Raw genomic sequence first — 23,878 nt, 5'->3', positions numbered from 1 at the left:
TCAGGGCATGCACCTCGTGGTGCCGGTCGGAGATGTCGCGCCAGTGTTCGGCAGCAGCCGCGTGCATGCGCCAGGATTCGGTGGAGTGGCCGTCGTCGTCGAGGAACGCGGTGCTCGAACCGGCGGACGGCGGGACGCCCCGGCTGGTGCGGGCGAGCGTGTCGGCGCCGAAGCCGGACACGGTCGTCGGCGCGGGTGTGTGGCAGCTCCTGCGCCCGCACATGTCCCTGCTCGCGGCGCTCGGCGAAGGCCGGGCGATGGAGCTGGACGGCATGCCGGTCACGGCGCAGGGCGACCTCCTCTGGGACGACGGCCACGCGCGCGTGGGCGAACCGGCGGACGCGTTCACCACCGCGCGGGTGGCGCTGCCCACGGCGGCGACCGCACCGACGGCACCCCTGGACCGGCACCCGGCACGGCTCGCCGTACCGGTGCTCCTGGAGGGCTACACCGCCGAACAGGACGGCGACCGGCTCACGTTCACCGTCGCCGGACAGGACCTCGCCGTCGACACCGACCGCATTCCCGTCGCGAGCCCGCTCACACCGGACGCCGTGGCCGCGTCGGGCGCCTGCATCGGGCTGCTGCGGTGGGACGGCGGACGGTTCGCCGTACAGCCGCTGGCCGTCGAGACCGTCGTCCGGAAGAAGCCGGTCGCGCTGCACGCGGGCGCGTGGGCCGGGGGGACCACCGACAAGGCGGGCGCGAAGGCGGAGAAGGCGGCGACGGACGCCGTGACCGTCCTGCGCGAGCGCGCCGGAAGGCTGTTGAGGAAATGACCGGCGAACCCACAGGAACGTCCACGGAGGCGTTCCCGGACGCAGTCCCCGACGACGCCTGCGGCAACCGGCGGCAGGTGCTGTACTGGCGGCTGCTCGCGCGCCTCTTCGACCCTGAGGAGCGGCCCGCGCTGGAGTCCGCGAGTCTCGCCGTCGTCGAGGACATCGGGCTGCCGTCCGCGCTGCTGGATCCGCGGGCCTCCGTGGACTCCGTGGTGCAGCGGCATCCTCAGCTGGCCGGGGAGATCGACGCCCTGGCGCGGGTGGAGGAGCTGGACGGGGAGCGGGACCGGGCCGCCGAGGTGCGGCGGGCGGCGCTGATGTCGAAGGTGCTGCTGAACGTGTTCGCGACCGGCTCCGGGGCCGTCGACGCGGGGCAGTTGGCGCGCTGGCAGGCGGACGCGGGCTGGCTGGAGCGGGCGTTCGGCTGCGCGCCGGGCGAACTGCGCGGTGGCGGCAGGGGCGTGAGCCCCATCGGCCCCGAACTCGCCGACCTCGAAGCCGACCTGGTCAGCCGTATGCACCTGCGGGAGGTCCTCGCCGACCCCAAACTCGCCGCGCGGCTCACCCCCAGCATGTCCCTGATCGAGCAGCTCCTGCGCGACAAGAACAACCTCGACGGAGTCGCCCTCGCGAACGCCAAGGCGCTCATCCGCCGGTTCGTCGACGAGGTCGCCGAAGTACTGCGCACCCAGGTCGAGAAGGCGACCGTCGGTGCGATCGACCGCTCGGTCCCGCCCAAACGCGTCTTCCGCAACCTCGACCTCGACCGCACGATCTGGAAGAACCTCACCAACTACAGCCCCGAGGAGGAACGGCTCTACGTCGACCGCCTCTACTACCGGCACACGGCCCGCAAGACGACCCCGCAGCGACTGATCGTCGTCGTCGACCAGTCGGGCTCCATGGTCGACTCGATGGTCAACTGCACGATCCTCGCGTCGATCTTCGCCGGACTGCCGAAGGTGGACGTCCACCTCATCGCGTACGACACCCGGGTCATCGACCTGACGCCGTGGGTGAACGACCCCTTCGAGGCGCTGCTGCGCACCAACCTCGGCGGCGGCAACGACGGGCCGATCGCGATGGCCATGGCCCGCCCGAAGATCACCGAACCGGCGAGCACCGCCATGGTGTGGATCTCGGACTTCTACGAATTCGACCGCTCCCAGCCGCTGCTGGAGGGGATCGAGGCCGTTCACCGCTCCGGGGTGAAGTTCATCCCCGTGGGCTCGGTGACCAGCTCGGGCCGCCAAGAGGTGAACCCCTGGTTCCGGGAGCGGTTCAAGGCGCTCGGCACCCCCGTGATCTCCGGCCGCATCGAGAAGCTCGTCCACGAACTCAAGAACTTCCTCACCTGACCAGCCAGAAAGGCCCTGACATGTCCGACCTGCTGCGCGCCCCCGCCGAGCTGAAGTACGCCGAGGAACTGGACTGGCTGGAGTCCGTCGACGACAGCCCCAAGCCGTTCACCTGGCGCCTGTCGCCCAAGATGATCCGCCTGTTCGTCCTCGGCTCCGAGCGGGCCGACGGGCTGGAGCGGGAGATCCCGCAGAAGTGGTTCGGCGACCGGAGCATCGTCGAGCGGGCGATCGTCACCCTCGCCTCCGACCGCGGCCTCCTGCTCATCGGCGACCCCGGCACCGGCAAGAGCTGGCTCGCCGAACTCCTCGCCGCCGCGATCTGCCGCACGTCCACCCTCGTCGTGCAAGGTACCGCCGGCACCACCGAGGACCACATCAAGTACTCCTGGAACGTCTCCCAGGTCATCGCCAAGGGCCAGTCCCGGGAGTCGATGATCCCCTCGCCGATCATGACCGCCATGGAGAGCGGAGCGATCGGCCGCGTCGAGGAGCTGACCCGCTCCACCAGCGACGTCCAGGACGCGCTGATCTCGATCCTCTCCGAGAAGTACATCTCCGTCCCCGAACTCGACAGCGACAACATCGTGTTCGCCCAACCCGGGTTCTCGGTCATCGCCACCGCCAACAGCCGCGACCGGGGCGTCAACGACCTCTCCTCCGCGCTCAAACGGCGCTTCAACTTCGTCCGCATCCCGGTCGTCACGAACAAGAAGAGCGAGGCGGAGATCGTCCGCTTCCGCACCGAAGAGCTGCTGCGGCGCCACCAGATCGAACTGGACGTCCCGCCCACGCTGCTCGACGTCCTCCTCCAGAGCTTCGCCGACCTGCGCGCCTCCTCGGCCGCCGCCGGCAGCGACGACGAGAAACTGGAGTCGGCGCTGTCGACCGCCGAACAGATCGGCGTCCTGGAGGACGCGATCCTGCACAGCAACTTCTTCGGCCGACAGGCGCTCACCGCACGCACGTTGGCGTCCTCCCTCGTCGGCTCCCTCGCCCGGCGCGCGCCCGAGGACCTCGCCATCCTCAACAAATACCTGCACGGCGTCGTCGAACCCCGGGGCAAGGAAGAGGGCGGCTCGTGGCCCGAGTTCCTCGAAGGCGGCCGTGCCGCGATCGCGAGCCTGTCGTGAACGGCACCTTCGGCGCGCTGCGCGCCCAACTCGACGAGGCGGCACGGATGTTCGCCGACGGACCGGACGCCCTGGAGGGCATCCTGCGGGGCATCGTCGACGACGTCGACCGGGCGATACGCGAACCCCTGGAGATCTTCCCCGTCTGCCACCACTCCCCGGCGTCCGCGCTCGCCATGGCCCGCCGCCTGCGCGAGAAGCAGCCCCGGGTGATCTATCTGGAGCTGTGCGAGGACATGGCGCCGCTCCTCACCGAACTGCGCAACTGCCGTCTGCCGGTCGCCGTCCAGGCGTTCGCCGGGGAGGTCGAGGGGTTCCCCGTCGACTGGGCGCCGCTGTCCGTCGTCGCCCCGGTCACCGAGGCGTCCGCCGAGTACCAGGCCATCGCCTACGCCCTCGACACGCCCGGCGTCGAACTCGTCCTCGTCGACCGGTCCGCCGACCACGTCTTCCAGTGGGAGAGTCCGCGCGGCGGTGCCGTCGAGGACAGCGCGCTGCACGGTGACGCCGTAGGTGTCGAGATCGGTGATCTGCGGCCCCGGTTCGCCGAGTTGGAGGAACACCTCCTGCGGCACGGGCGGGTGCGGCACTGGTCCGAGTGGTGGCACCAGTACGTCGAACTGCCCCTCGGGGACGGCGATCACGACACCTACCGCCAGGTCATGCTCCTCATCGGCAGCCTCTTCCGCCGCCTCGCCCCCGGCGACAGCCGGCGCGTGGAGGCCGACGAGGACCGTGAGCGGTACATGTGGACGCGGATGCGGCAGCACCTGGCCGCGAGCGGCGCCGACCCCGCCGACTGCCTCTACGTCTGCGGCGCCTTCCACGCGGCCAGCCACGTCGCCGAGTTCGGCATCGACGGCACCGACACCTTCACCATCACCCCGCCCAGCGGCACGAAGTGGCGGCACGGCCTGATCCCGTCCAGCAACTCGGCCATCGAGGCGCAGTTCGGCCTCGCGTCCGGGGCGGTGTCCATCGCGGCGACGGAGTGGGCGAAGAACCTCAAACGGACCCGGGTGAAGCCGTTCCGGCTGGCGGGGGCGGGGAAGGGACGGGGGAAGAAGGCGGGGACGGGGGCCCTGGAGGCAGCGGGCTCTCCGGGCGCGGCAGGACCGGCGTCGGTACCTGGGGTGGTCGTGTCGGGCGTACCGGCGGGCGCTGCGGGGACGACGGAAGCCGCGTCGGAGCCGGGCGCACGGCCGTCGAGCCTGGCGCCCACGGCAACGGCCCTATCGGGCGAGACGCTGTCCAGGTCCGAAGACGCGACGCCCGACGGCTCCGGCACGGCGCCGGGCATCACGGGGAACACGTTGAACGCGCCCCCAGGCCAGGCCGTGGCCCCTGCCGGAGCTGCCGGAGCTGCCGGAGCTGCCGGAGCTGCCGGAGCTGCCGGAGCTGCCGGAGCTGCCGGAGCTGCCGGGCCTGCCGGGCCTGCCGGGCCTGCCGGGTCGGCGCGGAGCGTGGTGGCTGTGACGCCGAGTGCGGTGGCTGCGTCCGTCGCCGCCGCACAGTCCTTCGGTGGGCCCGCCGACGTCCCCACCCCTCCCGACCGCCTCACCGGATTCCTCCAGCGTCCCCCGGCCCTCGACCCCATGGACGAGGCCGAACTCCTCGGCTGGTCGGTGGACATCGTCCGGGCGGCGCGGAGCAACGGGTATCTCGCCTCGACCGCCGACGCCATCGCCGTGTTCGAGACGTCGATCCTGCTCGCGGGGATGCGGGACCGGGCCAAGCCGACGCCGTACGACTTCCAGGACGCGGCGGTGACCTGTATCGAGAAGGACTCGGTGCCGGGGCGGCGGGACGTCGGGCGGCTGGTCGAGATCATGATGGGCGGCGACCGGATCGGGCAGGTCGGGTACGAGGCGCTCCCCCCGCTCGCGCGGGACGTGCACGACCGGCTGGCCCCGCTGAACCTGAAACTCCAGCAACGCGGCGTGCGGCGCGCGCTGTTGGACATCGCCGGACAGCCGGAGCTGGCCGCCTGCTCCGACGTGCTGTGGATCCTGCGCAGGCTGCTCCCGCAGGGGGCCGCGCGGCCGATCATGGGGGAGCGGGTGCTCGGCGAGCGGTCGATCCAGGAGTCCTGGGACCTGGCGCTCGGCACGCACCAGCGCGAACTGATCGAGCTGGGCTACGAGGGCGTCAGCGTCGAACAGGTCCTGGAACAGCGGCTGCGCCGCACCGCGTACGGCGCGCAGGCCACCGCGGCGACCGTCCTCGAAGCCGTCGAGGACGCCACGCTGTACCTGCGCAGCCGCCGCCTCGCCGACGAACTCGGCACGCGCGCACTGGAGGTCCTCGCCCGGGAACGGACCGTGGACGGCGCCCCCGAGGTGCTCAGGAGGGTGCGCCGCCTGCTCGCGTACTACCGCACCGCGGAGCCCGAACTCCCGGGCTGGATCGAGTCGTTCGTCAAGACGGGCTACGCGCACTACTGCACGCTGCTGCCCACCGCGTTCACCGGCGAGGACGCGACCGTCCGGCAGGTCGCCGCGATGCTGGGCTTCCTGTTCGGCATGGAGGGCCTCGCGCTCTCCCTCGGCTGCGACCGCACCCAACTGGAGCTGGCCGTAGCCCAGTCGCACCCCGAGGACACCGCGAAGACGGCCCTGCTGTGGGCGGCCCAGACCCACCTCGGCACCCTCCCGCGCGCCGAACTCGGCGCCCGCTGCGACGCGTTGCTGTCCAGCCCGCTGACCGTCCCGGCCTACCCGCGCTACCTGAGCGGCTTCCTGCACGCCCTCGAACCGGTGCCGCAGCTCGCGGACTTCGTCGTCGAGGCCGTCTCCCGGGCGTTCGGACGGCTCCCCGACCAGGTGCTCCTGCCCTGGCTGCCGACGCTGGTGACGACCCTGCGCGCGGGCGGCGCCGAACTGGCCCCGCTCCTCATCCGCGAGGCGGACCGGCTCTTCCCGGCGCGGCTGCCCGCGCTGGACGCGTGGACACCGCCGTGGCGCGAACAGGCCCCGCAGCAGGGCGAGTCCGTGACCCGGACGGCGTCCTGCGCGCTCCTCGCGGCACACCCGGCGACCTGCGACGCGCTCGCCGGACTACTGGGGTGCGACGAGGGGTGGACGGCCGTGCGGGGCGCCGCGCTCCTGAGCCGACACCCCGAGACGGCAAGGGAGTTGGCGGCGCTGCTCAGCTCGTGAGGTCCGCGACGACCGACCTCAGCCGGTCCGCGAACTCACGGGGATGGCGGGCGTATCCGGCGTGACCGCCCGGGAACTCGACGAGATCCAGACCGAGTTCGGCGGCGAGGGCCAGCGCCGGACGGTGGATGGTCTGGTCGCGGGAGCCCGCGCCGCCCGCGACGACGAGGCGGCCGGAGAGCGGGGTCATGGCGGTGAGGTCGGGGAGGTGGGAGGAGGAGGGGTGGAGCATGTGGGCGATGAAGAAGCGCGTGTTGTCGTGCGCCTCGGGGAGATCGGGGGCCGGATTGCCGCCGAACAGCACCGCCAGCGTCTCCATCGCGGCGGCCTCACCCGCCGTCCGCAGCGTGAGGCGGACCCGCTCCACCAGGTCCAGGTACTCCTGCGCGTCCGGCAGCAGGCGGAACGCGGGCGGCTCGTGGACGACGAGGGCCGCCACCCGCTCCGGATACTGGCTCGCGAAGTGCAGAGCGGCCAGCGAACCCGAGCAACTGCCGAAGATCCGCGCCGGTTCGCCGTCCGGCACGAGGTGGTCGAGGAGACGCGCGACGTCCTCGCCGTGCTCCTCGATCCGCTGGTCGACGGGTGGACCGGCGAGGACGCTGCGCGAATTGCCGCGCGGGTCGCAGGAGATGACGCGGTGATCGGCCGCGAGCGCGTCCGCGAGGTCCGTGAAGACGGCGGCGTCCGAGTTGCCGCCCGCGAGCAGCAGCAGCGGCGGGCCGTCGGTGCCGCGCGTCTCGTGGTAGAGCGTCGCGCCGGGGACCGGGAGGGTGCCGGCTCGCGGGGGTGAATTCATCGAGTCTCCCGGTGAAGTACGGTCACACGACCTACAGTTACTGAATGCCTACTCAGCGTACGGGTGGCGTGTGGGGCGAGGTAAGGGGGCCTGATGGGTGACGGACCGCGCATTCTGCTCAACGCCGAGGCGTTCGGCTTTGGCCCGGCGGCGGCCTCGGCCGTACTCGCCGACGAACTCGCCGCGCGCGGCGCCGAGGTGGCGTACGTCGGCGGCGGGCACACACTCGATCTCCAGCACCGGCCGCCCTACACGGCCGTCCACGACATCACCGGCCTGGCCGAACCCGCCCGCCTCGCCCTCCTGCGCGGCCTCGCGAGGGAGTACGACGCACTCCTCACCTCCATGGACTTCGCCATCGGACTGACGGCCCGGCAGGCCGGTCTCCGGGTCGCCGTCTACGACGCGCTCGCCTGGTTCTGGCCGGGGCTGTGGCCCGTCGTCCAGGACGAGGGCGTGCTGCACCTCGCGCAGGACTTCTTCGGGGTGCGGGAACGGGTCGCCGGGGAACCGCTGCTGGCCGGGCGGACGGTGGTGGTGCCGCCACTCGTGGAACCCGGGCCCGGATGGCTCGGCGGCGGGGACCGAGTCGTCGTCGACCTGGGCGGGCTGTGCAATCCGTTCTGGGCCGCCGACGAGGTCGAGACGTACGCGCGGCTCGTTGTCGAGGGTGTGCGGGGCGGGGTGCCGGAGCGGTACTCGGTGATCGTCGTGACGAGCGACGCCGTCGTCCGCGCGCTGGGGACGTCCGTGCCCGGCGTCACCGTCACCACCTGCCGGCGGGGCGAGATCCTCGGGCTCCTGCGCGACGCGCCGTACGCGTTCATGACCCCAGGGCTCGGCAACATCTACGACGCCGCCGTGAGCGGGGTCCCGACGGTGCTGCTGCCTGCGACCAACGCGACGCAGGCTCGCCAGGCCGAACTCGTCGCCGGGCACGGCTGCTGCGACGGGCGGATCGACTGGCCGGACTTCGGGGCGGCGGTCGACTTCGGGGACGGGGACCCGGAGATGGCCGGTGTACTGACGGCCGCGCTGCGGGAGTTGAGCGGGGCCGGAGACGGGCGGTTCGCGCGCCGGGTCACGGAGTCGGCCGCCGGGATGGGGCGCGGGCGGGCCGCCGGGCTGCTGGAGCGCTTCGGGAGCGGTGGGGCACGGGAGGCTGCTGCCGCCGTGCTGGAGTGGGTGCGGTCCGGGGATGGGTGACGACACGCTGCTGACCCGGGTCCGACGGCTGTGGGAGGAGTTGGCGGGCGCCGGGGCCACCTTCCCTCCCGACGGCGGCACCCGGGTCGTCGTCTCCCCGGACTCCCGCCTCTGCCCGCCGGCCTGGACCGGCCTGGTCCGCATCGGCGACGCGGTCCTGATCACCGTCCCCGACGCACGCGCGGCCCGCCGAGCCCTGCCGAGCCTGCGCGCGCTCCCCTCCGGCGCGGACATCCTGGGCCCGGCGACCCTCGCCTACCTGCCGCCCGGCACCACCACCCCTGCCACGACAGCGACACCCCAGGAATCCGTCCGCTCCTTCCTGCGCTCCGTCGGCCCCCGGGACGCGGCGGAGTCCGCCCTCGCCGACATCGACTCCCCGGCGTTCGTCGTCCGCGAGGGCTCCCGCGTCCTCGCCGCCGCAGGGTACGAACGCTGGCCCGCCGAGACCGCCCACCTGTGCGTCCTCACCGCCCCCGAGGCCCGGGGGCGCGGCCTCGCCGGCGAAGCCGCCTCCGCCGCCGTCCGCCACGCTCTCGAAGCGGGCCTGCTGCCGCAGTGGCGGGCGGGGAACGACGCGTCGCGGCGGGTGGCGGAGAAGCTGGGGTTCCGGGAGGTGGGGGAGCAGGTGAGTGTGCGGGCGGGCTCACCGGTGTGACCGCCCGACGCTCACCCGACGCCACTCCTGGTCCACCTCCGTCAGCACCACCTCGACCTCCTCACCTTCCTGCGGTCCGGACTCGCGCAGCAGCGCCTCGACACCCTTCGCGAGTTCGACGAAGACACCGAAAGGGACGGCCTTGGTGACGCGGCCCCGCAGGTGTGTGCCGAGGGGGACGGTGGCGGCGAAGGCATGGAGGGGGTCAGGGTGCAGGGCGCGCAGGGAGAGGCGGGCCTCGGCGTTCCAGGTGTCGTGGTGGAGGAAGACGCAGGTGACAGGGGTGCCGACCGTGACGACCTCGGAGGGGGAGGTGAAGCGGTACCAGGAGAGGTCGGGGTGGGTGATGAAGCCGACGCCGGGGAAGACGGGGTGGCGGGGGCCGTCGTCGAGGTCGACGAAGACGCCGAAGGACTCGATGGCGGCGATGCGGCCGGAGAGGTGCCGTCCCGGGGTGAGGGCTTCGAGGAAGGCCTGGAGTTCGGGGGCGGCGGGGATCACGGGGGCAGTCTCGCAACACCTTGGCGCCAGGGGGAACCCTTGGCTCCCTGCAAACGCGGCGAAACCGTTTGCTAGGCTCCCTTCGCCTCCCGCGGGGGAAGTCCGGTGAGAATCCGGCGCTGACCCGCAACGGTGTGCGCGGAACCGTTTCCGCGCGAGCCCGATCGCCCACGGCCGGCACGCGACCCGTACGACCGCTCGCCGTGGACTGCGAGAGGGGACCCGCAAGGTGCCTTCCCGCACGACGTCTCCCGGCGGCCTCACCCGAAGGACCGCCGTGCGCCGAACCCCCCTCGCGCTGCTGACCGTTGCCCTCGCACTCCTGCTGCTGCTCTCCCTGCTCGCCGGAGTCACCCTCGGCTCCTCCGGCGTCGGCGTCGGCGACTCCCTGCGCCTCCTGTGGGCGGGCCTGACCGGCGGAACCGTTTCCGCACAGGACGCCGGCGACTACACCATCGTCTGGGAGATACGCCTGCCCCGCGTCGTCCTCGGCGCGATCGCGGGCGCCGGACTGTCCTCCGTCGGCGTCGCCGTCCAGGCCATGGTCCGCAACGCCCTCGCCGACCCCTTCGTCCTCGGCATCTCCTCCGGCGCGGCCGTCGGCGCCAACGCCGTCATCCTCATGGGCGCCTTCGCCGCCCTCGGCGTCTGGGCCCTGTCCGTCTCCGCGTTCCTCTCGGCGCTGGCCGCGATGGTCCTCGTCTACGCCGTCGCCCGCACCCCGCGCGGCCTCACCCCGCTGCGCCTGATCCTGACGGGGACGGCGCTGGCGTACGGCTTCGAGGCGGTCACCACCGTCATGGTGTTCAGCGCCAGCCGGGGCGAGGCGGCCCGCTCGGCGATGATGTGGCTGCTCGGCAGCCTCGGCGGGGCGACCTGGGCCCAGGTGCCGATCGCCGCCGTCACCGTCGGCGCCGGGTGGGCGTGGCTGCGCCGCCGGGCGGGGGCGCTCAACGCGATCGCGATGGGCGACGAGACGGCGTCCTCCCTCGGCGTGCGGCCGGGACGGCTGCGGCGGGAGCTGTTCCTCGTGACGGCCGCCGTCACCGGCACCCTCGTCGCCGTCAGCGGCGCGATCGGGTTCGTCGGGCTGATGGTCCCGCACCTCGTGCGGATGACCGTCGGTGCCGACCACCGCCGGGTGCTGGTCCTCGCCCCGCTCGCCGGGGCCGTCCTCCTGGTCTGGGCGGACGTCCTGTCCCGGCTCCTCGTCGCCCCCGCCGAACTCCCGGTCGGCGTGATCACGGCCGTGGTGGGGGTCCCCGCGTTCCTGCTGCTGATGCGGCGCGGCGGCCACGCCTTCGGCGGAAAGTGGTGAGCGGCATGCGGCTCGACCTGGACGGCGTGAGTGTCACCGTGGCCGGTGCGCGCCTCGTCGACGACATCCGGCTCGCCGTCGAACCCGGCGAGGTCGTCGGCCTCGTCGGCCCCAACGGCAGTGGGAAGTCAACCCTGTTGAGGTGCGTCTACCAGGCACTGCGGCCCGACGAGGGCGCGGTCCGGCTCGACGGCGAGGATCTGCGGACGATGCACCCGCGCGCCGCCGCCCGGGTGCTGGCCGCGCTCCCGCAGGAATCCGGCGCCGAGTTCGACTTCACGGTCACCGAGGTCGTCGCGATGGGCCGCCTCCCGCACGAGCGGCGCGGCGCCGCCGAGGACCGGAAGATCTGCGAGGAGGCCATGGCGGCCACCGGCGTGGGCCACCTCGCCGACCGGGGCTTCCTCGCGCTGTCCGGCGGCGAACGTCAACGCGTCCTCATCGCAAGGGCGTTGGCCCAGCAGCCGCGCGTCCTGGTCCTCGACGAACCCACCAACCACCTCGACATCAGCCACCAGTTGGACGTCCTGACCCTCGTCCGCGACGCCGGACTGACCGTCCTCGCCGCGCTCCACGACCTCAACTTGGCCGCCGCGTACTGCGATCGGCTGTACGTCCTCGACGCGGGCCGCGTCGTGGCCTCCGGCACCCCCGAGGACGTCCTCCGACCCGCCCTGCTCGCCGAGGTGTTCGGCGTCCGGGCCCACCCCGTGCGCCACCCCGTCACCGGCGCCGTCCAACTCCTCCTCGACCGCCTGTAAGGAACCCCCACATGCCCTCCCTGCGCCAACTCGCCGCCGTCGCCCTCTGCTTGACCGTCACCGGGTGCGGAGCCTCCGTGGAGAAGACGGCGTCTCCCGCCTCGAAGGCCGTCACGATCACCAACTGCGGCAAGAAGGTGACCTACGACCACGTCCCCGAGCGGGTCGTCACCAACGACGTCGGCATCACGGAGCTGATGTTCGCGCTCGGACTGGAGGACCGCATGGCCGGGTTCGCGATGCCCGACGACAAGGGCGACTTGAGTAGCGTGCCGTGGAAGGACGGCTACCAGAAGGTCAAGTGGCTCTCCAAGGACCAGCTCACCAAGGAGAACGTCCTCGACGCCCGCGCCGACCTGGTCTTCGCCGGCTGGAACTACGGCTTCCGCGAGGACGCCGGCTTCACCCCCGACGCGCTCGCCAAGCTCGGCGTCCCCTCCTACATCCTCACCGAGTCCTGCCGCAACGGCCGCACCGACGCCTCGCGCGGCATCATGCCGCCTCTCGACGCCCTCTACACCGACCTCACCAACCTGGGCGAACTCTTCGGCGTCCAGCAGCGCGCGGCCACCCTCATCGCCTCCTTCAAGAAGGAGATAGCCGAGGTGAAGGCACCCGCGAAGCGGTCCAAGGTGTTCCTCTACGACAGCGGCCAGGACGCGCCGTTCACCTCCGGGAAGTACGCCGCGCCCGACCAGATCATCAGCGCGGCCGGCGGCGAGAACGTCATGCACGACGTCGACGACTCCTGGACGACCGTCGGCTGGGAGACCGTCGTCGCCCGCAACCCGGACGTGATCGTCATCTGCGACTACGGGAACGTCAGCGCCGAGCAGAAGCGGCAGTTCCTGCTCTCCTACGCGCCGTTGAAGAACGTCCCCGCCGTCAGGAACAAGCGGATCTTCGTCCTCGACTACGTCGACCTCGTCGAGAGCCCCCGCAACCCGGCGGCGATCGCCCGGCTGGGCGCGTACCTGAAGAAGGTCTCCTAGGGCTTGCGGGTCTCGGACTCCAGCGACTCACGGGTCACCGAGCCGTACACGCCGGATTCGTCCGAGAGGATGAGACGGGTGAACTGGTAGGTGCGGACGGCGCTTTGGACGCTCTCGTCGTAGACGCCGTTCGCCGTGCCGTCGTAGCGGCCGATCTGCTTCAGGCGGAGCTGGAGTTCTTTGACCTGGGGTCCGGTGTCGCCGAGGCGCAGGACGCGCGGGGCACCGTCGCCGTCGTCCTGGCTGGGGGTGGGGTCCGGGACGGCGGTGGGGGCGGCCGTCGCGGTCGCCGAGGGGGACGGCGACGGGGACGCCGTCGGCGAGGTACTGGTCGACTTCGACGCCGAGGGTGACGCCGACGACGGGCTCGTGGACGTGGAGGGGCTCGGGGAGCCGGACGTGGGTCCCGCGCCGGCGGAGATCTGCTCCGGGACGCTTTCGCGCAGGTCGTCCTGGATGTGGTCGGCGCGCGACGGCGTCCGGTACATCGAGACGCCGACGACGACCCCCACCGCTATGGCGAAGGTGGCGGCGGTGATCGTGACCAGGGCGATACGGCTGCGCTTGGCGGGCGGCTTCTCGTCCGGACCGGGGTCGACCCGGGGGAGGGGCATGGTGTCGGGCTCGGGGTCGGGTTCCGGGAAGTTCCCCGGGCCCGAACCCTCGCCGGGCTCGGGGAGGAAGCTGTACCCCGAGCCCTGGGCGGGTTCCCGGGGTCCGTCCTCGTCCCCGGACGCAGCCCTGCCGTTGTGTTCGCTCACGCCTGGTCCCTCTCCATGAGATCTCCGATCTTATGCGGAAGTTCCACATTCAATCTTCACGGGTCTCCACAAGTGGAGGGGTGGGTGCGGGAGTTGGACTGGGCTGTGACCCGCGGTCAGTTCCATGTGGGCGTGGCCGAGTGGCCCGTCCGCATCATCGCGAACAGGGGGTCGAGATCGTGCACGGCCTCCTTCCGATACCCCAGCTCCAGCAAGTCGGCACGGTACTCCTCCGGCGTCAACTCCTCGTAAGTAAGGGGTCGTTGGGCCGCGCTTGCGATCTCCGCGAAGGTCAGCGCCCGCGCCCCCGAGATTTCGTACACCTCCCCCTGGAACCCCTCCGACGTCAGCAGGACGGCTGCCACCTCCGCGATGTCCCGTACGTCCACGAAGGGTTCGGGGACGTCACCGGCCGGCAGGGCGAGCCGTCCGGCACGCAGGGGCGCCTGCCAGGCGTCCTCGTCGAAGTTCTGCTGGAAGTTGTTGGGCCGCAGCGCCGTCCACTCCACCCCGGACCCCTGAACCGCCTTCTCCCCGGCGGCCATTCCCGCGAAGACGCCGACCGGAACACGGTCCATCCCTCGTCCGGACGGCGCCGTGAACCGGCGGACACCGGCGTCCACCGCTTCCAACGCCCCTGCCCAGGTGTCCTGTTCGTGCCAGTCGAACCGCACCGCGCCGGTCCGCGACGCCGCCTTCACCTGCCGTCCAGACGCCCGCAGCGCCGGGACGAGTCGTCGGCCCACCTTTCCTGTCGCGCCCAGTACCAGAATCGTGTCCGTGTCAGTCGTCATGCCCTTCAGTCAACTGGCGCGTCAAACCGGGGGACATGGCCGATCGTCCGGGGGAACTGCCTGATCGTCCAAGCCCTAGGGTGTTCTCATGGAGCCGTTCGACGATCTGTTGCAGGGCGTGCGCGCGGACGGGGCCGGACTCCGCCGCACCGACCTCCCACCACCCTGGTCGGTCCCCCTCGGGGGCGGCAACTCCCTCACACTGTGCGTGGTGTTGAGCGGCACGGCCCACCTCGACCGGGGTGAGACGGTCCGGAGCGGTGACACCGTCGTCGTCCGGGGCCCCGAGCCCGTCCGGCTGCGCTCCGACACGGACCGCACGACCCTGCTCACCGGCGTCCACGACGCCCGGGGCGCCGTCGGGAGGCGGCTCGTCGGAGTGCTGCCGGAGGTCATGCTGGTGCCCGGCCACGAAGGGTGCACGCCGCTCCTGGACTTCCTCGACGGATCGGCCGACGGCGCCGGACTCGTCGTCCAGGACCGGCTGTTGGACTGGCTGCTGGTGTGCGCGCTGCGCGGCTGGTTCGACCGGCCCGGGAACGTGCCGCCGGGCTGGTTCGGGGCGCTCGCGGACGACGTCGTCGGGCCGGTGCTGCGGGTCATGCACGCGTCCCCCGAACGCGCGTGGACGCTCGTCGGGCTCGCGGCCGAGGCGGGGGTGTCCCGGACGACGCTCGCGGACCGGTTCGCCCGGCTCGTCGGGACCCCGCCGCTGACCTACCTCACCACCTGGCGGATGAACCTCGCGGCGGACTGGCTCACCGGGACGCGCGAGACGGTCGGGGCGGTCGCGCGGAAGGTGGGGTACGCGGACGCGTTCGGGTTCAGCGCCGCGTTCAAGCGGGTGTACGGGGTGAGTCCGAGTGTCTATCGCAGGGCTCGGGCGGTGGACCCGGCGGTCAGCAACGGGGTGGGCTGATAATCTCACCGCAGCCGTGCACCGCCACGGCCGTGAACCATCGCAGGCGTCTACCGAGGAGGTGGGACCCATCACCGCAGGACCAGGCAGGGCACTCACCCCCGACGACACCGGCCGGCGCGTCTGACCCGAGGTCGACCACCGGGAGTGCCCTGGAAACGGCACCCCGAAAGGCCCGACCCGCATGACGTACGACGCTTTCCCCGCCCCCGACGGCACCCCGCTCGCCCTCCGCTCCACCGGCGACGGCACCCCCCTCGTCTGCCTCCCCGGCGGCCCCACCGACTCCGCCTATCTGGGCGACCTCGGCGGCCTCACCGACCACCACCGCCTGATCCGCCTCGACCCCAGGGGCACCGGCCGCTCGGCCACTCCCGCCGACCCCGACACGTACCGCTGCGACCGCATGGTCGACGACGTCGAGGCACTCCGCGTCCACCTGGGCCTCGAAAGGATGAATCTCCTGGCCCACTGCGCGGGCGCGAACCTCGCCGCCCTGTACGCCGAGCGGCACCCCGGACGTGTGAACCGCCTTGTGCTCGTCACCCCGAGCACCCGCGCCGTCGGACTGCCGGTACCCGGAGAGCTGAGGCTGGCCACGGCCCGGCTGCGTCGGCGTGAACCCTGGTTCCCGCAGGCGTACGCGGCCCTTGAGGCGATCGTCGCCGGCGAAGGGGGCGACTGGGAGGCCGTTGCCCCGTTCTCGTACGGGCGCTGGGACGCGGCGGCACGGGCGCAGCACACCGCCGAATCACTGGATCCGGTGATTCTGGAGGCGTACGGGGCTGACGGCGCGTACGACCCGGCACGCACGCGTGCGGCGCTCGGGCGGTTCGGGGCGCCGGTGCTGGTGGTCGCGGGGGAGGTGGACGTGGTGGCTCCGCCGGAGGTGGTGGGGGAGGTCGCGGGGGTGTTCCCGGGGTCGGAGGTGGTGGTCCAGGAGGGCGGCGGGCACTTTCCGTGGATGGACGGGAGAGAGGCGTTCTCGCAGGTGGTGGGCGGGTTTCTGCGGGAGTAGGGGGCGTTGTCAGTGGCGTCTGCGAAGGTGGGGGCAGTGGTGGTCGAGGGAGGGACGGATCGTGTGGACGCCGTTGGAGGGGAGCGCGGGAAAATGGAGAGTGGAAGCCGTCGCTCCGGGCGTGCACTTCGGGAGGGGATCCGCCGGGCATGATCACGGGGGTGCCGCCCGGTCGAGGACGTCCGGTGCGCGGACACCAGCACATTTCCGTACGTCACCGGGCCCGGCAAGAGGTCCGCAGGGAGGGGAGCCATGTCGTCGTCCTGGTCTGCTTCGGAACACCGGCCGGATGGGGAGCGGGCACAGCCCGTCGTGGGACCGGCGGGGGCGCCGGCCTCCGCCGCCGTCTTCCTGGTCCTCACCGTCGAACCCGGCGGTGAGCCCGTGGTCCGGGACCTGCTCGCCGGGCTCGCCGGACTCGTCAGGTCGGTCGGCTTCGGGCACCCCGAAGGACGGCTCACCTGCGTCGCGGGCATCGGCGCCGACGGCTGGGACCGGATCTGCGGAGCCGGGGAACGCCCCGCCGCCCTGCACCCCTTCCGCCCCCTCGAAGGCCCCCGGCACCGAGCCGTCGCCACCCCGGGCGACCTCCTGCTCCACCTCCGCGCGAGCCGCCCCGACCTCTGCTTCGCGCTGGCCGCCGAGATCGTGAAGCGGCTGCGGGACGTCACCGTTCTCCAGGACGAGGTGCACGCCTTCACCTACTTCGACGCCCGCAACCTCCTCGGCTTCGTCGACGGCACGGAGAACCCGGTCGGCCTCACCGCCGCCGAGACCGCTTATGTCGGCGCGGAGGACCCGGCGTTCGCGGGCGGCTCGTACGCGATCGTCCAGAAGTACCTGCACGACGTGCAGGCGTGGGAGAAGCTGTCCACCGAGGAGCAGGAAGGGGTGATCGGGCGGACCAAGGCGACCAACATCGAGCTGGAGCGGCCCGGTTCGCACGCCGACGTGAACACGGTCATCGGCTCCGACGGGGAGGAGCGGCGGATCCTGCGCGCCGCGCTGCCGTTCGGGCGGCCGGGGCACGGTGAGTTCGGCACGTACTTCATCGCCTACGCGCGCGACCCCGAGGTCCCGGAGACCATGCTGCGCCGGATGTTCCTCGGCACCGAGGACACCGGACCCGACCCGATCCTCGACTTCTCCGAGGCCGTCACCGGCACCCTGTTCTTCGTCCCGCCCGTGGATCTTCTCAAGAGGTTGGCGGCCCGCTGAGGCGCGAGCACTCTACGGTCCTGTAGAAGTATCCCCGGGTGATCTCTCAACCTGCCCTGGTGCGGGGCGGGTTGACCGGGGGTGCCCTTCTCGTACGCGTGATGAAGGAGCTAGGGCAGCAGGATGCCGCACATGCACGACCGGGCGATCGAAGCGAACGCCGTCGAAATGGGCGCCGTCGCGGCGGCGCCGGGGAAGACCGCCCGTCAGGAACTGGCCGACCGCTGCCGCGCGGTCGCGGAGTCCCGCTGGTTCGCCCTCACCGTCTTCGCGGTGATTCTCTTCAACGCGGCGCTCCTCGGGGTGGAGACGTACGCCGGGCTGGTGTCCCGCTGGCACACCGGGCTGCGGTTCGCCGAGCACGTCTGTCTCGCCGTCTTCACCGTCGAACTCCTCGTCCGGCTCGGTGCGCACGCCGACCGGCCCCGGGACTTCTTCAAGGACCCCTGGAACCTCTTCGACCTCGCGGTGATCCTCACGACGTTCCTCCCGGTCGTCCGGGAGAACACCACGATCCTGCGGCTCCTGCGCCTCGCCCGCGTCCTGCGCAGCGCGCGGTTCCTGCCGCAGCTGCGGGTCATGCTGGTCGCCGTGGTCCGCAGCCTGCCCGGCACGCTGAGCTTTCTGCTGGTCGGGGCGCTGCTGCTGTACGTGTACGCCATGGTCGGCTGGGTGTTCTTCAGCCGCGAGGACCCGCAGCACTACGGCTCCATCGGGCGGGCCGTCCTCACCCTGTTCCTCCTCATGACACTGGACGGGATCGGGGACGCGGTGCACTCGGGCCTTGAGATCTCCCGGTGGAGCCTCGTCTATTACGCGTCGTACGTGCTGCTGGCATCGTTCGTGCTGGTCAATGTGCTCATCGGGGTCGTGATCACGTCGCTGGACGAGGCGCGGGACATGGAGCGGGAGGCGTTGGAGCGGGAGAACGCGGAAACTCCCGGGCGGCGCGAGCAGTTGGGGGCGGCGGCGGAGTCGGGTCCGGCGGAGGGGCTGGGTGTGGGGGAGGGATTGGGTTCGGCGGAGAGGGACGAACTCCTCCTGGCCCGCATCAGCGCCGCGCGCCAGGCCCTGGACGACCTCGAACGGGACCTCGCGGGGGCGGGCAGAATGCGGCCTTGATCTCAAACTGACTTGAGGTTCTACGGTGACGTGATGACCACCCAACAGCTCACCGACTCCGGTACCTCTCAGCCCCAGTTCTGGATCCTCCGCAACCTCTCCCGCCACGACCTCTCGCCGTAAGGCAATGACGAGTTGCCTCCGTACCGGGGACGATCTCGTCGCCGAGGCGGAGGCCATGCTGGGCAAGGGGAGGATCACCCGCGACAGGAGAGGCGGCCCGCACCGAGATCGGGCGGCACGCTCCCGCCGTCCGGGAACGGATGCACGAGGGCATCGACGACGCCGACTACGTCACGACCGTCAAGGTGCTGCGGCGGATGATCCTCAACTCCGGTGACCCGGCGGGGGTTCTCGCAGCGGGCTGACCAGGCGCGTCAACTTGCGGCGCGGTGAAGAGGAGTCGACAGGTAGGGGTTGACACCCATTTTACGCGGGGGGAAGTGGTGCTGGATTGACGGAGGTTGTGAAAGTGAATCATTATTCAACCAACCTCATCGCGCTCGCAGGAGCAGGTGGGGCGTTGCGAGTACCCCCCTCCACGCATGTCCGCGGATGCTTCCGCCTGCGTCGAACGCTCGCATCAGAGTCACCTCCCATCACACGACTGCACAGAGGCCTCAACTTGTCCCGTACGCAGTACTCCCCTTCGCGGCGTTCCAGGAGCCTGGCGCTGCTCGCGGCGACCGCCTTCGCCGCCTCCGCCGCGCCCCTGCTCGCGGCGGCTCCCGCGAGCGCCACCTCCGGCTGCTCCTCCGCCACCATCCAGTACCGCCTCGAAGGCGGCGACTGGACGTCCGCCGGTGGCTTCCGCACCTTCGGCAGCGGCCTCGACAAGGTCGAGGTCCGCCTCGCCCCCGGCCAGGAGATCGGCGCGGACTGCAAGTACCCCGTCTCCCTCGCCAAGTACACGACGGAGGGCCCGAACTGGTACACCTCCGGCAAGCAGACCCTCGTCGAGAAGAACTCCGTCTACCTCGGCAAGGACGACGTCGCCGGCAAGAGCGACGACGGCCGCACCTGGCAGAAGCTGAGCGTCAAGACGCCGGACTGCTACGGGCAGATAGACCTCTACGGCGACGACGTCACCTACGACGGCGGCACCGGCGAGGGTCACGGCCCCGCGCCCTACCAGCCGGGGAACATCGTCACTCCGAACCACCTGATCGCCGCCTGGAACGGCGGGGACAAGGCGTGCGAGGAGGGCGGCGTCACCCCGCCGCCGTCTACGCCGACCACCCCCGAGGCGCCCACCACGCCGCCGGCCACGGAGACGACGCCGCCGCCCGCCGGGGAGACCACCCCGCCGGCGCCCTCGCCCAGCAAGCCGGTCTCGGAGACGACTCCGCCCACCACGCCCGAGGTGCCGCCGCTGGAGACCCCGCCGCCCACCACCCCGACCCCCTCGCCCAGCGAGTCCACCCCGCCGCTGGCCGAGACGGGCTCCAGCACGCCGGTCGGGCCGATCGCCGGGGGCGCGGCTGTCGTCGTCGCCGTCGGTGCGGGCGCGATGTTCTTCGCGAACCGGTCGCGGAAGAAGGGGTCGGCGCAGTAGCCGTCCGGCTTCGGAGGGCCTTTCCGTCGGGATGTTCCGGCGGGGAGGCCCTTTCGCGTGTCTGGCGCAGGCGGCCGTCTGAATGAGAAAATCCTCGGCTGTGTTGACTTTCGGTTGGGTGAGCCAGAGGATCTCGGGGGTGACCCTTACTGCGCGCCCCGCTCTGCCCGCCTCCCTCGACGAGGCCGCCCACCGCTGCCTGGTCGCCGGATTCGCCGGTACGACCACCGTGCCCGACGACCTGAAGGCGCTGATCGAGCGAGGGCTCGGCGGAGTCATCCTCTTCACCCGCAACATCCGCGACGCCGGCCAGGTGCGCGAGCTGACGGCCGGCCTGCGGGCCCTGCGCCCCGACCTGTTGATCGGCATCGACAACGAGGGCGGCGGCATCGGCCACCTCGTGACCGCCGGGGCGCCCGAGGTGCCCGGGAACTACGCCCTCGGTGTCGTCGACGACCCCGCCCTGACGGCCGCCTGCGCGGACGCGCTCGCCGCGCACCTCGCGAGTCTCGGCATCGGCGCGTCGTACGCGCCCGTCGCGGACCTTCAGCACCGGGGGGAGAACCCCATCGTCCGCACCCGGGCGTTCGGGTCCGACCCCGAGGTCGTCGCCCGGCATCTGCGAGCCTGGATCGCCGCGACCGAGGCACGTGGGGTGGCGTCCTGCGCGAAGCACTTTCCCGGGCACGGGGGGACCGTCACCGACAGTCACTATGAACTCGCCGTCGATCCCCGGGCGTTCGAGGAGCTGGACCTCGCGCCGTTCCGGGCGGCGATCTCGGCGGGGGTGCCGATGCTGATGAGCGCACATGTGGTGTTCCCCGCGCTGGACGCCGCGCTGCCGGCGACGCTCAGTCCTCGCATCCTCGGGGAGTTGCTGCGGGGGGAGTTGGGGTTCGACGGGGTGCTCGTCAGTGACGCGCTGGAGATGAAGGCCATCGCCGATCGGTACGGGGAGGCTGCGGGGGCTCGGCTGGCGCTGGGGGCGGGGGCGGATCAAGTGATCGTGGCCGTGCCGGAGTTGGGGACGACGTTGGCTTGCCGGGACGCGGTGCTGGGTGCGCTGCGGGATGGATCGCTGTCCGAGGGGCGGGTGTTGGAGGCGGCCGGGAGAGTGGCGAGGCTGGCCGAGAGGTATGCCGTTCCTGTCGTGCCGGGGTCGATCGAGACGTGGGACGCGGGGCTGGTCGCTGCTCGACGGGCCGTGCGGGGAGGGGAGTTGGGGGCCGTCGTGGAGGGGGCGTATGTCGTGGATCTGTTTCCCCGGCCGCATCCCGCGTTGAACTGGGGTGGGGAGAGTCTGGTGAGCGCGGTGCGGGAGGTCGATCCTTCGGCTTCGGGGAGAGCTGTCGCCGGGGAGCCCGAGGACGGGGAGGGGTTGGTGGAGGAGGTGTTGCGGGCGGCTGCGGGGAGGCCGTTGGTGGTGGCTACCTGTGATGCCGAGTTGTATCCGTGGCAGGGGTGGGTGCGGGGGGCGCTGGTGGGGGCGCGGCCTGACGCGGTGGTGGTGGCGACTGGGTTGCCTGGGGTGGGGGACGAGGGGGCTGTGCTGTCTTATGGGCGAGGGAGGGTGAATCTTCGGGCTGTGGCTGAGGTGGTGGTGGGGGCGCGGTAGCGGTGGGGTGGTGCGGGTTGTGCGGCGAGTGCGGGTCCGTTGTGGCTGATCGCGCAGTTCCCCGCGCCCCTAAAAGGACAACTGCTTAACCGGCGTTGATCAGTTCTGTTACGCCCCTTGCCGCCAAGTACTCCGCATCCTCTGTCTGTTCTGCCAGGATCACCGCCGGTCGGGCGCCCTCTGCGCGCATTCTCATCCACGCCTCGAAGAACTCGCCCCCCGGACCCGACGTCGAACGCGTAGACGGCGTGCAGTCCAGGACCAGCGCCGTCGTACGCGGCGACGGCGTCAGAGGGTGCGCTCGGAGTTCCGTGACCGTCTCCTCGATCGCCTCCGCGATGGGTTTCACGCCGCCCTTCGAGTCGAACAGCCCCAGCGTGTACTCAAGCTCGGGATAGTCCGCGAGGCTCCGGTCCACGTCGTGGGAGCACCACCACGTGACACCCCACAGGTTCGTGCAGCTCGCCGCGTTGAGGAGGGTTTCGCGGGCGAAGAGGGGGGCGTCGTCGGCGGGGATGTGGGGTTCGGGGGCGCCGGTCTCCTGGACCCAGACGGGGCGGGCGGGGTCGGTGGCGTAGGCCTTCGCCAGCTCCGTGCCGTACTCCGCGAGGTGGTGGACCTGGGGGGAGCGGGGGCCGTAGCGGCGGGCGCAGTCGCCGGAGAAGACCCAGGGGTGGACGGTGGTGAGGTCACCCTTGCGGGCCGAGGCCTCCGGGGTGAAGGGGTGGTCGTCGCCGTACCAGGCCGCGTCGTACGCGGAGTGGGTGACCAGGCCGGCGGGGCCGAGGCCCTCGCGGGAGGCGGCGAGGAGGGTGTCGAGGTAGTGGTCGACCTCGGCGGCGGTCACCGGGTTGTGCTCGACGAGGTTGTTGAGTTCGTTGCCGAGCTGGAGGCCGATGAGGTTGGGGCGGTCGGCGAGGGCCTTGCCGAGGGTGCGCAGGAGAGCCGCCTGGGCCTCGATCGCCTCCGGGTCGGTGAAGACGTTGCGGTGGTGCCAGCTGCGGGTCCACTCCGGGTAGAAGTCGAAGCTCGACAGGTGGCCCTGGACGCCGTCCACCATGACGTCGAGGCCGACCTCCGCCGCCAGGTCCACCAGGCGGACCAGCTGGTCCACGGCGGCCGGACGGATGAAGGTGCGGTTCGGCTGGAGGAGCGGCCAGAGATGGAAGACGCGGACGTGGTCCAGGCCGAGCTGGGCGATCTGGGCGAGGTCCTCGCGGGCACTCTGCGCGTCGAAGTCGTGCCAGGCGTGGAACCAGCCCCGGCGTGGGGTGTAGTTGACGCCGAAGCGGAGTTCCGTGGCGGGCGGGGGTGTGCTGATGGCGTGCTCCTCGGGTCGCGGATCCGGTTCGGACCTTGTCTGCGGCGAATGTATCAACCACCATGGGTGTCGATGAATAGTGATTTGAACCAAACCCTGGCCTCTGTCGGACCGGCGTACGTCCTCGGCGTCGACGCCGGCGGCACCCGCACCCGCGCCGTCCTCGCCGACGCGCACGACGGGCACGTCCTGGGCGAGGGCGTCTCCGGGCCCGGCAACGCGCTGACCGTGCCCGTCGAGCGGGTCACCGAGCATCTGGTCGAGGCGATCGGGGCGGCCCTGCGGGGGGCTCCGCCGGGACGGGTGGTGGCCGTGGCCGGTGGGTTCGCGGGGGCGGCGAGCGTTCGGGCGGGGGAGGAGGGGGAGAGCGGAGATCGGGGTGAGGGGAGGCTGGGCGAGGGCGAGAACGGGAACGGCTCTGGGTCGGAGACAGCAGCGGCAGCGGCTCGTACGCGTACGGTTCAGCCGCCGACGGCAGCGCCGCTCGCCTCGGTCGAAGAGGCGGCGACGGCAGTGGCCCGTACCGGCGAGCCGACCTCGACAACACCGGCCATCCCGGCCGACAGGGCCACGGCGGTGCCGGACCCGGAGCCCCCGTCCGAGGAACCCGGCCGCCGCAACGCCCGCACCGCCCTGACCGCCGCCCTCGAACGCCTCGGCATCCCCCTCCCGCCGATCACCATCCACAGCGACATCGAGGCCGCCTTCGCCGGTGCCCCCGGTCACCCCACCGACGGCCTCGCCCTCATCGCCGGCACCGGATCGGTCGCCGCCCGTGTCCGGGGCCGCGTCCTGACGGCCACCTCCGGCGGCGACGGCTGGCTCCTGGGCGATGACGGCAGCGGCTTCTGGATCGGCCGCCGCGCCGTCCGCGCGGCCCTGCGCGCGG

The 23,878-nt window shown here is 71.9% G+C and carries 20 protein-coding genes and 2 pseudogenes; 16 read left to right on the top strand and 6 right to left on the bottom strand.

Going from position 1 to position 23,878, the window contains the following annotated elements:
* On the bottom strand, nt 1-181 hold a 181-nt coding region (locus tag ACVNF4_RS15265; RefSeq protein ID WP_461803340.1), incomplete at its 3' end, for a hypothetical protein.
* Between ACVNF4_RS15265 and ACVNF4_RS15260 the strand changes: the two are divergent.
* The 4 genes and pseudogenes from ACVNF4_RS15260 to ACVNF4_RS15245 form a co-directional block, all read left to right on the top strand.
* A pseudogene (locus ACVNF4_RS15260) lies at nt 105-779 on the top strand (hypothetical protein); the annotation flags it as partial. The gene ACVNF4_RS15265 and the pseudogene ACVNF4_RS15260 overlap by 77 nt on opposite strands.
* Complete coding sequence (locus ACVNF4_RS15255; RefSeq protein ID WP_461803335.1) at nt 776-2,140, top strand: VWA domain-containing protein; 1,365 nt, start codon at nt 776-778, stop codon at nt 2,138-2,140. The pseudogene ACVNF4_RS15260 and the gene ACVNF4_RS15255, both read left to right, overlap by 4 nt.
* A gap of 20 nt (nt 2,141-2,160) precedes the next feature.
* Nucleotides 2,161-3,273: an ATP-binding protein gene (locus ACVNF4_RS15250; RefSeq protein ID WP_461803334.1), complete on the top strand. Its 1,113-nt coding sequence runs from the start codon at nt 2,161-2,163 to the stop codon at nt 3,271-3,273.
* Nucleotides 3,274-3,320: 47 nt separating this feature from the next.
* Nucleotides 3,321-6,431 carry a hypothetical protein gene (locus ACVNF4_RS15245; RefSeq protein ID WP_461803339.1) on the top strand — a complete coding sequence of 1,037 codons (3,111 nt, stop codon included), beginning with the start codon at nt 3,321-3,323 and terminating at the stop codon, nt 6,429-6,431.
* Here the strand turns inward: ACVNF4_RS15245 and ACVNF4_RS15240 are convergent.
* Entirely contained in the window at nt 6,421-7,230 is an 810-nt protein-coding gene (locus ACVNF4_RS15240) for an alpha/beta fold hydrolase (protein ID WP_461803333.1), read from the bottom strand. The two genes, ACVNF4_RS15245 and ACVNF4_RS15240, sit on opposite strands and share 11 nt — an antisense overlap.
* A gap of 93 nt (nt 7,231-7,323) precedes the next feature.
* Here ACVNF4_RS15240 and ACVNF4_RS15235 point away from each other — a divergent pair, with 93 nt between their 5' ends.
* Nucleotides 7,324-8,436: a hypothetical protein gene (locus tag ACVNF4_RS15235; protein WP_461803332.1), complete on the top strand. Its 1,113-nt coding sequence runs from the start codon at nt 7,324-7,326 to the stop codon at nt 8,434-8,436.
* On the top strand, nt 8,429-9,094 hold the full coding sequence (locus ACVNF4_RS15230; protein ID WP_461803331.1) for a GNAT family N-acetyltransferase: 666 nt from the start codon (nt 8,429-8,431) through the stop codon (nt 9,092-9,094). The genes ACVNF4_RS15235 and ACVNF4_RS15230 overlap by 8 nt, the downstream gene beginning before the upstream one ends.
* Here the strand turns inward: ACVNF4_RS15230 and ACVNF4_RS15225 are convergent.
* Complete coding sequence (locus ACVNF4_RS15225; RefSeq protein ID WP_461803330.1) at nt 9,083-9,595, bottom strand: S1 RNA-binding domain-containing protein; 513 nt, start codon at nt 9,593-9,595, stop codon at nt 9,083-9,085. The two genes, ACVNF4_RS15230 and ACVNF4_RS15225, sit on opposite strands and share 12 nt — an antisense overlap.
* A 277-nt stretch (nt 9,596-9,872) precedes the next feature.
* On the opposite strand from ACVNF4_RS15225, the gene ACVNF4_RS15220 reads away from it, so the two are divergent.
* From ACVNF4_RS15220 to ACVNF4_RS15210, 3 genes are read left to right on the top strand one after another with little or no spacing between them, the layout of a single operon-like run.
* The gene (locus ACVNF4_RS15220) at nt 9,873-10,913 is read left to right on the top strand and encodes a FecCD family ABC transporter permease (RefSeq protein WP_461803329.1); all 1,041 of its coding nucleotides are present in this window, start codon (nt 9,873-9,875) and stop codon (nt 10,911-10,913) included.
* 5 nt (nt 10,914-10,918) lie between these two features.
* Nucleotides 10,919-11,674, top strand: coding sequence for a heme ABC transporter ATP-binding protein (locus ACVNF4_RS15215; RefSeq protein ID WP_461803328.1), 756 nt, complete (start codon nt 10,919-10,921; stop codon nt 11,672-11,674).
* Nucleotides 11,675-11,694: 20 nt separating this feature from the next.
* The gene (locus tag ACVNF4_RS15210; protein ID WP_461803338.1) at nt 11,695-12,666 is read left to right on the top strand and encodes an ABC transporter substrate-binding protein; all 972 of its coding nucleotides are present in this window, start codon (nt 11,695-11,697) and stop codon (nt 12,664-12,666) included.
* Here the strand turns inward: ACVNF4_RS15210 and ACVNF4_RS15205 are convergent.
* Nucleotides 12,663-13,427 carry a peptidoglycan-binding domain-containing protein gene (locus ACVNF4_RS15205; protein WP_461803327.1) on the bottom strand — a complete coding sequence of 255 codons (765 nt, stop codon included), beginning with the start codon at nt 13,425-13,427 and terminating at the stop codon, nt 12,663-12,665. The two genes, ACVNF4_RS15210 and ACVNF4_RS15205, sit on opposite strands and share 4 nt — an antisense overlap.
* A 116-nt stretch (nt 13,428-13,543) precedes the next feature.
* Complete coding sequence (locus ACVNF4_RS15200) at nt 13,544-14,221, bottom strand: SDR family oxidoreductase (protein WP_461803326.1); 678 nt, start codon at nt 14,219-14,221, stop codon at nt 13,544-13,546.
* Between the two features lie 88 nt (nt 14,222-14,309).
* On the opposite strand from ACVNF4_RS15200, the gene ACVNF4_RS15195 reads away from it, so the two are divergent.
* From ACVNF4_RS15195 to ACVNF4_RS15170, 6 genes are all read left to right on the top strand, one after another.
* Nucleotides 14,310-15,140 (top strand): AraC family transcriptional regulator, encoded by an 831-nt coding sequence (locus ACVNF4_RS15195; RefSeq protein ID WP_461803325.1) that lies wholly within the window; start codon nt 14,310-14,312, stop codon nt 15,138-15,140.
* Between the two features lie 184 nt (nt 15,141-15,324).
* The gene (locus ACVNF4_RS15190; RefSeq protein ID WP_461803324.1) at nt 15,325-16,158 is read left to right on the top strand and encodes an alpha/beta fold hydrolase; all 834 of its coding nucleotides are present in this window, start codon (nt 15,325-15,327) and stop codon (nt 16,156-16,158) included.
* A 252-nt stretch (nt 16,159-16,410) separates the two neighbouring features.
* Entirely contained in the window at nt 16,411-17,376 is a 966-nt protein-coding gene (locus ACVNF4_RS15185) for a Dyp-type peroxidase (RefSeq protein WP_461803323.1), read from the top strand.
* 168 nt (nt 17,377-17,544) lie between these two features.
* A complete protein-coding gene (locus tag ACVNF4_RS15180) occupies nt 17,545-18,498 on the top strand; it encodes an ion transporter (protein ID WP_461803337.1) in 954 nt (317 codons plus the stop codon).
* 625 nt (nt 18,499-19,123) lie between these two features.
* A complete protein-coding gene (locus tag ACVNF4_RS15175; RefSeq protein ID WP_461803322.1) occupies nt 19,124-20,053 on the top strand; it encodes an LAETG motif-containing sortase-dependent surface protein in 930 nt (309 codons plus the stop codon).
* A 118-nt stretch (nt 20,054-20,171) separates the two neighbouring features.
* Nucleotides 20,172-21,668, top strand: coding sequence for a glycoside hydrolase family 3 N-terminal domain-containing protein (locus ACVNF4_RS15170; RefSeq protein WP_461803321.1), 1,497 nt, complete (start codon nt 20,172-20,174; stop codon nt 21,666-21,668).
* Between the two features lie 85 nt (nt 21,669-21,753).
* Here the strand turns inward: ACVNF4_RS15170 and ACVNF4_RS15165 are convergent, their stop codons facing one another.
* Nucleotides 21,754-22,989: a glycoside hydrolase 5 family protein gene (locus tag ACVNF4_RS15165; protein WP_461803336.1), complete on the bottom strand. Its 1,236-nt coding sequence runs from the start codon at nt 22,987-22,989 to the stop codon at nt 21,754-21,756.
* Between the two features lie 72 nt (nt 22,990-23,061).
* Between ACVNF4_RS15165 and ACVNF4_RS15160 the strand changes: the two are divergent.
* A pseudogene (locus ACVNF4_RS15160) lies at nt 23,062-23,878 on the top strand (hypothetical protein); the annotation flags it as partial.

This window comes from Streptomyces sp. S6 (assembly GCF_054880855.1).
Note: the sequence above shows the minus strand (reverse complement) of the source record. Positions and strands in the feature narration are given on the sequence as shown.